The following is an 11,124-nucleotide window of genomic DNA, read 5'->3' as shown; positions in this document are numbered from 1 at the left end:
ACTGAGCTATTCCCGCAACTACCTTAAAACAGGCCGTACAGCATTTGGTTGCTTGCGCTACTGTACGGGAGCCGAATTATAAGAGCAGTCATTCCAATTGCAAGGGCTTTTTTGTCTGGTTGCGCGCGTTCGCTCAAAAGCTGGCCGAACTGTCGATTTTAGCAGCCAGAGCATGACAAACCCTTGCCGGGGAATCAGATCTTGAAGACGTGGCCGCGATAGAACTGCAGCTCGGCGATGGATTCGCGGATGTCGTCCAGCGCCTGATGGGTGCCGCTCTTCTTGAACTGATCCAGCAGTTCCGGCTGCCAGCGGCGTACCAGCTCCTTGATGGTGCTGACGTCGACGTTGCGATAGTGGAAGAAGGCTTCCAGATCGCTCATGTGCTTGACCATGAAGCGGCGATCCTGACCGATGCTGTTGCCGCACAGCGGGCTGGTACGCTCCGGCACCCACTGGCGAATGAACTCGAGGGTCTCGGCAACGGCTTTCGCCTCGTCATGCTGGCTCGCCTTGACCCGGGCCACCAGACCGCTCTTGGTGTGGGTGTTGACGTTCCACTCGTCCATCTTGGCGAGCTCTGCTTCGCTCTGGTGAATGGCAATGACCGGCCCTTCGGCCAGCACGTTCAGGTCCTTGTCGGTGACGATGGTGGCAATCTCCAGTACCACGTTCTCTTCAGGGTCGAGACCCGTCATCTCCATGTCGATCCATACCAGGTTCTGCGCGCTGACTGTCATGATTACTCTCTCTGTTGGGAGGAATGGCGGAATTTTGCCAATTTGCATGTATCATACTGGCTTTGGATCTGTTCATAAACTGGCGAATCGAGTGGCAAAGAAAGCAAAACTCAATCTGGGTCAACAAAGACGCGTCCAGGCCAACCGCGAGCGTCGGCTGCAAAAAGAGCACACCACAGAGGTGGATGACACCCTGTTTGGCCCGGCCATCGAAGGGGTGGTGATCAGCCGTTTCGGTCAGCACGCGGACGTGGAAGCGAGCGATGGCACCATCCACCGCAGCAACCTGCGGCGCAGCAGCATCAGCAGTCTGGTGTGCGGCGACAAGGTGGTGTGGCGTCCCGGCCTCAATGCCGCCATCGCCGGCGTCATCGAGGCGGTGCATCCGCGCCACTCGGTACTGACCCGGCCGGACTTCTACGACGGGGTCAAACCCATCGCTGCCAACATCGACCAGATCATCATCGTCTCGGCGGTGATGCCCGAGTTCTCCACCAACATCGTCGACCGCTATCTGGTGGCCGCCGAGGATGTGGAGATCCGCCCCCTCATCGTGCTGAACAAGGTCGATATGCTCGATGATGCCGCCAGAGCGCGCATCGAGCGCCAGCTCGAAACCTACCGCAAACTCAATTACGAGGTGCTGCTGGTGAGCTGCGAGAGCGGTGAAGGGCTCGATGAGCTGAAAGCCAAGCTCACCGACAAGATCAGCATCTTCGTCGGCCAGTCCGGGGTGGGCAAATCCTCGCTCACCAATGCCCTGATGCCGGGGCTGGATGTGCTCACAGGCGAGATCTCCGAAAACTCGGGGCTCGGCCAGCACACCACCACTACGGCGCGGCTCTACCACTTCCCGAGCGGTGGCGATCTCATCGACTCCCCCGGGATCCGCGAGTTCGCCCTCTGGCATCTGGAAGCCGACCGCATCACCTGGTGCTTCGTCGAGTTTCGCGACTATCTGGGTGGCTGCAAGTTCCGCGACTGTACCCACAAGGACGATCCCGGCTGTGCCCTGCGCGCCGCGGTCGACAGTGGCGCCATCAGCGCCGATCGCTTCCACAACTATCACCGCATCCTGGAAACCATGCAGGAAGCCCGTCACGGTCGCCAACAGGCGCGCCTGTGACCCTGTTTAACCTACGTTGATGATGAACATGAGCATTACTGACAACCTGAAAATTGCCGGTCAATACTGTCTGCCCAAGCACGCCCTCTCCCGTCTGATCGGCAAGTTTGCCGCCGCCGAAGCGGGCAACATCACCACCAGGGTGATCGAGGCTTTTATCAAGCAGTACCAGGTCGACATGAGCGAGGCGCTGCACGAGAGCCCGGCCCACTATAAGAGCTTCAACGAGTTCTTCACCCGCGAGCTCAAGCCCGGTATCCGCCCCGTGGTAGAAGATGCCATGACTCTGGCGCTGCCGGTCGATGGTACCGTCAGCCAGCTCGGTCCGATCCAGCAGGGTCGCATCATTCAGGCCAAGGGCCACGACTACAGCGCCCGCGAGCTGCTGGGCGGCTATGAGGATCTGGTGGCGCCGTTCAAGGATGGCGACTTCGCCACCATCTATCTGGCGCCCAAGGATTACCACCGCATCCACATGCCGCTGGACGGCGTGCTGGAGAGCATGGTATTCGTGCCGGGGGATCTCTTCTCCGTCAACCCGCTCACCGCCGAGAACGTGCCGAACCTGTTTGCCCGCAACGAGCGGGTGGTGGCCACCTTCCGCACCCCGCACGGCCCGATGGCGCTGGTGCTGGTCGGTGCCACTATCGTGGCCAGCATCGAGACCATCTGGGCCGGCAACATTGCGCCGACCAAAGAGAAAAAGGTGGTGCGCTGGGACTACAGTGGCGACGAGGCCATTACCCTGCAAAAAGGTGCCGAGATGGGGCTGTTCAAACTGGGTAGTACTGTCGTCTGCCTGTTTGGCCCGGGCATGCTGGCCGGTTTCGAGCTGCATCTGGCCAACGGGGTCACCACCCGCATGGGTCAGCCCTTTGCCAAGCTGGCGGAGCAGGCATGAGCGAGCAACCGAACGCCTCGCAGAAGAACAACCCGCTGCATGGGCTGACGCTGGAAGCCATCGTCACCGCGCTGGTCGAACACTACGGCTGGGAAGAGCTGGGGCAGCAGATCAATATCCGCTGCTTCACCCATGAGCCCAGCGTCAAATCCAGCCTGAAGTTCTTGCGCAAGACCCCATGGGCCCGGGAGAAGGTAGAGAGCCTCTACCTCTACGTTCTGCGCAAGCAAGCCAAATCAAAGGAATAACGCCATGGCGTTCAAGATTACCTACACCTACAAGAAGCAGGCCAAAACGATCGGCTATGCCAACGACAAGTTCAACAGCATCTATGATGCGGTTGCCGCTGCCGAAGGGATCGATCTCGCCAGCTTCCACGCCATGGAGGCTCAGCTGGCTCAGGTGTGCCGGCGCGACAAGAAGAGCGTGAAGGATTACCGGGAGAACTACTTCAAAGAGCTGGGATTCTCCAATATCGTCATCGAACGGGACAACCTCGAAGAGGATCAGAAGTAACCATGCGAACCTTGACTCTGATGGCCGCCTCTCTGCTTCTGGCGGCATGCAGTACACCTGAACAACATCTGGTTGGCCGCGATCGCGACAGCCACGGCTGTATCGGCAGCGCGGGCTATCAGTGGTCAGCGCTGACCGGCAAATGCGTGCGCCTGTTCGAGCAAGGCATCCGGCTCAATCCGACCGATGCCAGCCAGACCAGCAGTGCGTTCGTGCTGTTCAACACCGATCAGAGCAAGGCCGAGCTGACCCTGCCCACCGGCGAGCAGCACCAGCTTGCCCGTCAGGGCATGGAAGGTAACTGGTCGTGGCAGGGCAGCGGTTACACCCTCTTCCCCTGGAAGGGCTATGTGCTCAAATCCGGTGACAAGGTGCTTTATCAGGGGGAGTAACCCGAGCACCTGATATCTTCCCGATATCCACCAAATAAAATGCCGACCCAAGAGGTCGGCATTTTTGTATGTGAAACAGACTGTTATCAGGCGCGGCTAAGGTAATCGGCCTGCCCCACCCACTTGTAGCTGGTGAGCTCGGTCAGCCCCATGGGGCCGCGAGCGTGCAGCATCTGGGTCGAGACCGCCACCTCGGCCCCCAGCCCAAACTGGCCGCCATCGGTGAAGCGGGTCGAAGCGTTCACATAGACCGCCGCCGAACCGGCCCCGTTGACGAAACGCTCGGCGTTGGCCAGATCGTTGGTCAGGATGGCATCGGAGTGACCGGCGTTGTGCTCGCGCATATGGGCCAGTGCCTCGTTCACATCCGCCACCAGCTTGACCCCCAGAGTCAATCCCAGCCACTCGGTATCGAAATCCTCCGGCCCCGCCTCGCACAGGTTGTCGGCACCCGCCAGCAGCGCCATGGCGTTGGCCGCGCCGACTAGCGTCACCTTGCGCTCGTTCATCAGAGCCACCAGTTGCGGCAGGAAGGTAGCCGCCACCTTCTCGTGCACCAGCAGGGTATCGAGGGCGTTGCAGGCGGAGGGGCGTTGCACCTTGGCGTTGTCGATGACCGCCAGAGAGCGCACCAGATCGGCACTCTCGTCGACGAAGATATGGCTGATGCCAAACCCGCCGATGATAACCGGGATGGAGCTGTTCTCCTTGCACATCTTGTGCAACCCGGCACCGCCGCGGGGGATGATCATGTCCACATAACGGTCGAGGCGCAGCAACTCGCCGACCAGCGCCCGATCCGGATTGTCGATGTACTGCACCGCCGCCTGCGGCAGGCCGGAGGCGACCAGCGCATGCTGGATCACCTGCACCAGCTCCAGATTGGAGTGGAAGGTCTCGCGCCCGCCACGCAGTATGCTGGCGTTGCCGGTCTTGAGGCAGAGGCTGGCGATGTCGATGGTGACGTTGGGGCGCGCCTCATAGATGACGCCGATGACGCCAATGGGCACCCGGCGACGGGAGAGGCGCAGGCCGTTCTCCAGCACCCGGCTGTCGATTTCGGCGCCGACCGGATCGTCCAGGGTGATCACCTTGCGCACATCCGCCACAATCCCGGCCAGACGAGCCGGATTGAGCAGCAGGCGATCCAGCATCGCCTCGGAGAGGCCAGCCTCACGGCCTGCCGCGATATCCTTGTCATTGGCTGCCAGGATCTGCTCGCTACGAGCCTCCAGCTCGTCGGCGATGGCGGCCAGCGCCCGGTTCTTCTGCGCCGTGCTGATGGTGGCCAGCTGATAGGCGGCTTCACGGGCCGCCTGCCCCATTTTCTCCAGACTCATCTCGGTTCCCTTTTGTTCATGCCGTGCCGCCCTGATTAGAGCAGCACCATATCGTCTCGATGGATGGCTACTGAACCATATCCATAGCCCAGTACCTGCTCAATCTGATCCGAGTGGACGCCGCGCAGCTTCTCCAGCTCCAGATGGTCGTAACGGCAGATGCCGCGGGCCAGCTCAGCCCCCTTAGGATCGAGAATGCGCACCACGTCGCCCCGGATGAAGTCGCCCTTGACCGCAACGATCCCCTTGGGCAGCAGGCTGGAGCCTTTCTCCTTCATGGCGGCGACAGCCCCCTGATCCACATGCACTTCGCCATGAGGGGGGGGGCCTGCCAGGATCCAGCTCTTGCGCCCTTCCAGCGGGGAGGCCAGCGCCGGGAACAGGGTGCCAATACGCTCGCCCTTGGCAAGACGGCCGATCACCTCCGGCATCTGGCCAGTGGCGATCACCACATTGACCCCGGCACGGCGCGCCACATCGGCCGCTTGCAGCTTGGTGGCCATACCGCCGGTACCGAGGCCACTGACGCTGTCACCTGCCAGCGAGCGCAGGGTATCGTCGATGGTCTGCACCTCTTCAATCAGCTGGGCATCCGGATTGGTGCGCGGATCGGCGGTAAAGAGCCCCTTCTGGTCGGTGAGCAGGATCAGCAGATCCGCATCCGCCAGGATGGCGGCACGGGCGGAGAGGTTGTCGTTGTCGCCGACCTTGATCTCGGCGGTCGCTACCGCATCGTTCTCGTTGATCACCGGAATGATCCGATGATCAAGCAGAGTACGCAGGGTGTCGCGGGCGTTGAGGTAACGCTCCCGATCTTCCAGATCGGCGCGGGTCAGCAGCATCTGGCCGATATGCAGGCCGTAGAGGTTGAACAGATCCTGCCATACCCGAATAAGCTGGGTCTGACCGACGGCTGCCAGCATCTGTTTGTTGGGCAGGGTGGGTGCCAGTGGCGGGTGACCCAGATGTTCACGCCCGGCAGCGATAGCCCCTGAAGTGACGACCACGACCCGATGGCCGTGACGGTGCAAGGCCGCACACTGTCTGACCAGCTCGACCATATGGGCACGATTGAGCTGGGAAGACCCCCCTGTGAGCACGCTGGTGCCCAACTTGACGACTATGGTTCTGTTTTCCATGGGAGCATAAAGGCTAAAAAGTAAGGAATATCTTTATACCCACGGCCATGGAGCCCTGCAAGGCAATTAACGCCGGGGCGAGGAGATGGGGGCAAAGGCCCTGATTGTTCCGAGAGAAGGGGTTGAAATGGCTGACTGATGGCCCGGCAAGAAACGTGGTTCTTAGCCGGGCATCAGGGGATCAGGCGGCAGTGACGCTCAGCTCGTTGGTCACCTGCTCGGCAGGCACTAACTGGCACTCAAGCGCGGTCAGCTTGTCACTGATGAGCTTGTAGAAACGGTTGAGGGTTCGCTCAACCTCCACCTGATGTTTCTTGGGGATCGGCTTGTGGATCCACTCACCGTCGGCATTGTATAAACCAAACTGATAGTGGTAACGGAACAGATGGTCCTCCTGTTCCAGTACCAACCACCAGCCCCAGAACTCCCGCTTGTCTGGCGCCGGTTTGGCGCTGACACAGACGGAAAGGCTGTCGAAACGGTAACGCCCCTCTTCACAGAGATCCTCACGCAAATAGGGGCCGATGGCAGCAAACTGCCTGAGCAGTCGCTTGTAGGTCACTCTTTCAGACATGTTAACCTCCCTGTTAAACAAGTCGCGCCACCTGATGATGGCGCCCGTATTTTTAGCGCAATATCATGTACATAAGTGCTGCTTCAGCCACTCGACGATCTCGTCCAGCGCCTTGTCATAGACCTCCAGCAAAGGCTGCTTGTCGAACACGATAGCCTTGCCATTACGGCTGGCGGCCGCCAATGCCCGTACATCCTGCTCGGGACAAATAAAATCTCGCTTGTGTCCAATACTCAATATCGGCACCGAAGTGCGCGTCCCCAGTAATCCTTGGGTCTTGAGTGAAAATACCTGGCACTTGGTGCGCATGACATCCCACTGGGCAGCATCGGCACCAAGCCGGTTAGCCAGACTGTCACGCATCATGCGCGGGCATTTGGCAAACAGCTCATGATTGGTAAAGACCTGATTCACCCCCGCCCCGACACAGACCACGGTACGCAGCTTGAAGGGCTCGATAAACGCCAATCTGGCCGCCACGTTACCGGCCAGACGCATCCCCACCATGGCGATGCGCTGATGATCGACCCAAGCCACTTCGGAGAGATAGTGCAGCACCGCCTGATGGAGACGGCTGGTATCCTGCACCAGTGGCCAATGCTCGGCATAACCGATGCCCGGCATATCGAGCGACAGCATGCCGATGCCATGGGGTTCGAGCCGCTTGAGGTAGAAGTTGAGAAAATCGAGCTGCAGGGAGTCGATCCCCCCGCTGATGATCACCAGCGGCACCGGTTTTTCGGTGGTCGGCAGATGGAGGTAACCCTGGATATTCTTGCCACGAAATGGCACCTGGATCTCTTTAAGGGGCACCTTGAACAGGCGACCCGCCTCGCGATAAGCCATGTTGCCGAGCAGTTGGGCCTGATCCGCCAGTTCGTCATCTTTCAGATGGGGATAGCTGGCGATGGAGTAGTAACGCACCGCCTTGAGCAACTGTTTCAGGGCGCCAGCGGTATCGCCCTGCTCGCGCAGTTCGCGACCCAGCTTGAAGTAAGTGCCAGCCACCTGGCTCCACTCATAGATCCAGTTACCGGGCACATAGCCCTTGATGGTATCGAGATAGCAGTCGTGAGTGCGCTCACCCGTCGCCATGGCAATGCGGGCCAGGGTCTGCTCCACCTCGACCGGGTCAGCCCCCTGCCAGGCCCAGGAGGGTCGGCGCAACAGGCGATACCAGCTTTTTGACATGGAGCCGTCGATAAACATCTCGTCTGACGCGGCTTCAGCCAGATTAGCCGCGCTGGAGTTGGAAATCTCTGATGTTTCCAATACCTTCTTGACGCGGGTAAAGAGCTGTTCGGTCAGATTGAGGTCTTCGTTCAAGTCCAATTCAATGTCTCATTCAGATCAGGCAATGGCCCATCTTAACCACTTTTACCATCTGACAGCCACCCTGAACCCTATTGACATACAAAAAAACAGGGCCCCACATTGGGGCCCCGTGAAACCATCATTCTGCGTTGCGGCATATGGCGTGGATAACGCCAGCTCCGGTTACTCTTCGTCGCAGATCGGCGTGGTGAACTCCAACGCCATATCCCACGGCTGTTCGATCCAGGTGTCCTGCGGGATCGCAACTTCGAAGTCGTCCAGCAGCGCTTCGCCCATCGGCTTGGCGAAAATCGCGATGAACTTGGCTTTCGGGTAGAGCTCGCGGATCGCCTTGGCGGTAGTACCGGTGTCCACCAGATCTTCCACCACCAGCCAACCTTCACCGTCACCGGCTGTGGTAGCGCCCTTCACCACCACCAGCTCGCGCTGGTTGTCGTGGTCATAGCTGGAGATGCAGAGGGTTTCCACATTGCGGATGCCAAGTTCACGGGCCATCAGGGCTGCGGGCACCAGACCACCACGGCTGACCGCGATGATACCTTTCCACTGGCTGACAGGCAGTTGACGACGGGCCAGACGGCGAGCTTCACGTTGCAGGTTGTCCCACGACACATAGAACTTTTTCGGCATGTTATCGATCTCAAATAGTTATATAAAAACAATCACTTAAAATAATGACACCCGAAAGGTACCCTTCGAATGCCAGCAAATGGCGGCCCTTGCCCGACTGAATTCAGATTGCACTTCGGCTGCCTCAGGGCTAAGCCTCGGCAGCAGATCTGATGACAATGGAAACAAGATGGGCATATCCGACGATCGGTTAGATAGAGTGCCGATACCGCGGACAGGCTGTTGGGCCGATATGATAGCATCGTTTCCAGATAAAATGCCTGGCAAACGTATGCCAAATTCAGGGAAATCGGCCTCTTCATCTCCGATTGGCACAACGAAGAGCCAAACGGCCAACTGCAACTCATCCTGCTGACGCGGGAAGCAGCATCAGGACAAAATGCATATAAAAAAATAGCAGGGGGGAGGTTTGACCTCACACACCTGCTGCTTTCTCGTCATTGCCTGTCTCTTATCAGGCTGGTCGTCTTAGCGACGTGCGACGAACGGATTCGGGTAGCTGAAACCCGGGGTATACAAAGAAGGGACAAACCAATAAGTTGAGCTGCTGCCTAACATGTTGAAACTCCTGATTGCTTAACAAGTTACGTACCATTATGCGGGCTCAAATCCTTGAACAAACACTCGATTCCATGGAGGCGCACTTGCTTTGCTTCGGTTCCCTGGAGGCTTTCATCGTCATCCTGACGGGTGGCGAACCACGAGGGCTAATTTACCAGTCGGCGCGTTAAATTCAACTTTTTTGTGAGATCGGTCACATAATTTATTTCCGACCAACCAGCGTCATCCGAACCTGACAATCGTACCGCCTTGTTGCCATCCCCCGGCACCAGCACCACCAGCCTGCGATTTACGCTGATTGCTCACATTTTTGTGGGATTGACTGTATTATCGTCATCCTCTTTCTCGGCCCGCTGATGGGGCCCTGTTTATTCCGTGCTGGTAAGGAGTCCCGACGTGGCACAGCTTAGCTCTCTCTCTCCCAAACTGATTTGGCATTTCTTCGAACAGATCTGCTCCATTCCCCACCCTTCCAAGCATGAAGCCAAGCTGAGCGCCTGGATCATCCAATGGGCCCAAGGGGAAGGGCTGGCGGTCAAGCAGGACAAGGTCGGCAACATCATCATCAAGAAACCGGCCACCCCGGGGATGGAAAACCGCAAAGCCGTGGTGCTGCAAGCCCACATTGACATGGTGCCGCAGGCTAACGCCGACACCAAACACGACTTCGCGACCGACCCCATCGACGCCTATGTGGATGGCGAGTGGGTCACTGCCCGTGGCACCACCCTGGGTGCCGACAACGGTATCGGTATGGCCGGTTGCCTGGCTGTGCTGGCCGACAAGACCATCAAGCACGGTCCGCTGGAAGTGCTGCTGACCACCGATGAAGAGACCGGCATGACCGGCGCCTTCGGTCTGGAAGCAGGCTGGCTGGAAGGCGAGATCCTGCTCAACACTGACTCCGAAGAGGATGGCGAGGTCTACATGGGCTGCGCTGGCGGTGTGGATGCCAATATCCGCTTCCCGCTCGAGCTGGTTGACGCCAGCGAAGGCGAAGTGGTCGAGCTGGCCGTCAAAGGGCTGCGTGGCGGTCACTCCGGTTGCGACATCCATCGCGGTCGTGGCAACGCCAACAAGCTGCTGGTACGCCTGCTCAAAGCAGCCGAGCCGCTGGGTATTCGTCTGGCCGAGATCCACGGCGGCACCCTGCGCAACGCCATCCCGCGCGAAGCCCGCGCCACCCTGCTGGTGCCCGCCGCCAGCGTGAGCGAGTTCAACGCACTGGTTGACCGCTACACCGGTATCTATCAGACCGAGCTGGCCGCCACCGAGCCGAACCTGACCGTGCTGGTCAACAGCGCCGCCAAACCGGCCAAGCTGATGAGCGTCTCCCTGCAGCAGCGCCTGCTGGATGCCCTGATGGCCTGCCCGAACGGCGTGATGCGCATGAGCGATGCCATGCCCGGCGTGACCGAAACCTCCATCAACCTGGGGGTCATCAAGACTCAGGATGGCGAAGTGTACGTTCAATGCCTGATCCGCTCCCTGATCGACTCCGGTCGCGAGAGCATCGAGCAGATGACCCGCTCCCTGTTCACTCTGGCGGGTGCCAGCTGCGAATTCACCGGTGCTTACCCGGGTTGGGCGCCGAACGTGGACTCCCCCGTCATGGCACTGGTACGCAACAGCTACCAGACCCTGTTTGGCACCATGCCCAACGTGATGGTGATCCACGCCGGTCTCGAGTGTGGTCTGTTCAAGAGCGCCTATCCCGAGTGGGACATGGTCTCCTTCGGCCCGACCATCCGTGGTGCCCACTCCCCTGACGAGAAGGTGCACATCCCGGCGGTCGAGCGTTTCTGGCAACTGCTGGTACACGTGCTGGAAGCCATTCCGGCCAAATAACCCGGCCCGACGCCACACCGCA

Annotated in this window: 12 protein-coding genes; 6 read left to right on the top strand and 6 right to left on the bottom strand. The window is 59.4% G+C overall.

The genetic code is table 11. The annotated features are described in order from the left end of the window. Positions 1-194 precede the first annotated feature (194 nt). Positions 195-740: an oligoribonuclease gene (gene orn, locus LD28_RS0104660; RefSeq protein WP_033135842.1), complete on the bottom strand. Its 546-nt coding sequence runs from the start codon at positions 738-740 to the stop codon at positions 195-197. A gap of 91 nt (positions 741-831) precedes the next feature. Here orn and rsgA point away from each other — a divergent pair, with 91 nt between their 5' ends. From rsgA to LD28_RS0104635, 5 genes are read left to right on the top strand one after another with little or no spacing between them, the layout of a single operon-like run. Further along, on the top strand, positions 832-1,866 hold the full coding sequence (rsgA, locus tag LD28_RS0104655; protein WP_033135848.1) for a small ribosomal subunit biogenesis GTPase RsgA: 1,035 nt from the start codon (positions 832-834) through the stop codon (positions 1,864-1,866). A 28-nt stretch (positions 1,867-1,894) separates the two neighbouring features. Then, the gene (gene asd / locus LD28_RS0104650; protein WP_033135841.1) at positions 1,895-2,767 is read left to right on the top strand and encodes an archaetidylserine decarboxylase; all 873 of its coding nucleotides are present in this window, start codon (positions 1,895-1,897) and stop codon (positions 2,765-2,767) included. Further along, positions 2,764-3,015, top strand: coding sequence for a VF530 family protein (locus tag LD28_RS0104645; RefSeq protein ID WP_033135840.1), 252 nt, complete (start codon positions 2,764-2,766; stop codon positions 3,013-3,015). Before asd ends, LD28_RS0104645 begins: the two co-directional genes overlap by 4 nt. 4 nt (positions 3,016-3,019) lie before the next feature. After that, on the top strand, positions 3,020-3,283 hold the full coding sequence (locus tag LD28_RS0104640; RefSeq protein ID WP_033114870.1) for a DUF2960 domain-containing protein: 264 nt from the start codon (positions 3,020-3,022) through the stop codon (positions 3,281-3,283). A gap of 2 nt (positions 3,284-3,285) precedes the next feature. Beyond that, entirely contained in the window at positions 3,286-3,675 is a 390-nt protein-coding gene (locus LD28_RS0104635) for a hypothetical protein (protein ID WP_033135839.1), read from the top strand. Between the two features lie 86 nt (positions 3,676-3,761). Here the strand turns inward: LD28_RS0104635 and LD28_RS0104630 are convergent, their stop codons facing one another. The 5 genes from LD28_RS0104630 to gpt form a co-directional block, all read right to left on the bottom strand. Continuing rightward, complete coding sequence (locus LD28_RS0104630; RefSeq protein WP_277619814.1) at positions 3,762-5,051, bottom strand: glutamate-5-semialdehyde dehydrogenase; 1,290 nt, start codon at positions 5,049-5,051, stop codon at positions 3,762-3,764. Further along, a complete protein-coding gene (gene proB / locus LD28_RS0104625; protein WP_033135837.1) occupies positions 5,051-6,154 on the bottom strand; it encodes a glutamate 5-kinase in 1,104 nt (367 codons plus the stop codon). Before proB ends, LD28_RS0104630 begins: the two co-directional genes overlap by 1 nt. Before the next feature lie 181 nt (positions 6,155-6,335). After that, a complete protein-coding gene (gene crl, locus LD28_RS0104620; protein ID WP_033135836.1) occupies positions 6,336-6,728 on the bottom strand; it encodes a sigma factor-binding protein Crl in 393 nt (130 codons plus the stop codon). Between the two features lie 63 nt (positions 6,729-6,791). Beyond that, positions 6,792-8,060 (bottom strand): esterase FrsA, encoded by a 1,269-nt coding sequence (gene frsA / locus LD28_RS0104615; protein WP_033135835.1) that lies wholly within the window; start codon positions 8,058-8,060, stop codon positions 6,792-6,794. A 165-nt stretch (positions 8,061-8,225) separates the two neighbouring features. Next, positions 8,226-8,693: a xanthine phosphoribosyltransferase gene (gene gpt, locus LD28_RS0104610; RefSeq protein WP_033135834.1), complete on the bottom strand. Its 468-nt coding sequence runs from the start codon at positions 8,691-8,693 to the stop codon at positions 8,226-8,228. Positions 8,694-9,650: 957 nt separating this feature from the next. Between gpt and LD28_RS0104605 the strand changes: the two genes are divergently transcribed. Then, the gene (locus LD28_RS0104605; RefSeq protein WP_033135833.1) at positions 9,651-11,102 is read left to right on the top strand and encodes an aminoacyl-histidine dipeptidase; all 1,452 of its coding nucleotides are present in this window, start codon (positions 9,651-9,653) and stop codon (positions 11,100-11,102) included. The last annotated feature ends 22 nt before the right edge of the window (positions 11,103-11,124 follow it).

It is taken from the genome of Aeromonas finlandensis, assembly GCF_000764645.1.
GTDB lineage: Bacteria > Pseudomonadota > Gammaproteobacteria > Enterobacterales > Aeromonadaceae > Aeromonas > Aeromonas finlandensis.
This window is presented reverse-complemented; position numbering and strand designations above follow the sequence as displayed.

Coding starts and splice junctions, on each gene's coding strand:
- orn (WP_033135842.1), bottom strand. CDS start 740: ATGACAGTCAGCGCGCAGAACCTGGTATGGATCGACATGGAGATGACG.
- asd (WP_033135841.1), top strand. CDS start 1,895: ATGAGCATTACTGACAACCTGAAAATTGCCGGTCAATACTGTCTGCCC.
- LD28_RS0104645 (WP_033135840.1), top strand. CDS start 2,764: ATGAGCGAGCAACCGAACGCCTCGCAGAAGAACAACCCGCTGCATGGG.
- LD28_RS0104640 (WP_033114870.1), top strand. CDS start 3,020: ATGGCGTTCAAGATTACCTACACCTACAAGAAGCAGGCCAAAACGATC.
- LD28_RS0104635 (WP_033135839.1), top strand. CDS start 3,286: ATGCGAACCTTGACTCTGATGGCCGCCTCTCTGCTTCTGGCGGCATGC.
- proB (WP_033135837.1), bottom strand. CDS start 6,154: ATGGAAAACAGAACCATAGTCGTCAAGTTGGGCACCAGCGTGCTCACA.
- crl (WP_033135836.1), bottom strand. CDS start 6,728: ATGTCTGAAAGAGTGACCTACAAGCGACTGCTCAGGCAGTTTGCTGCC.
- gpt (WP_033135834.1), bottom strand. CDS start 8,693: ATGCCGAAAAAGTTCTATGTGTCGTGGGACAACCTGCAACGTGAAGCT.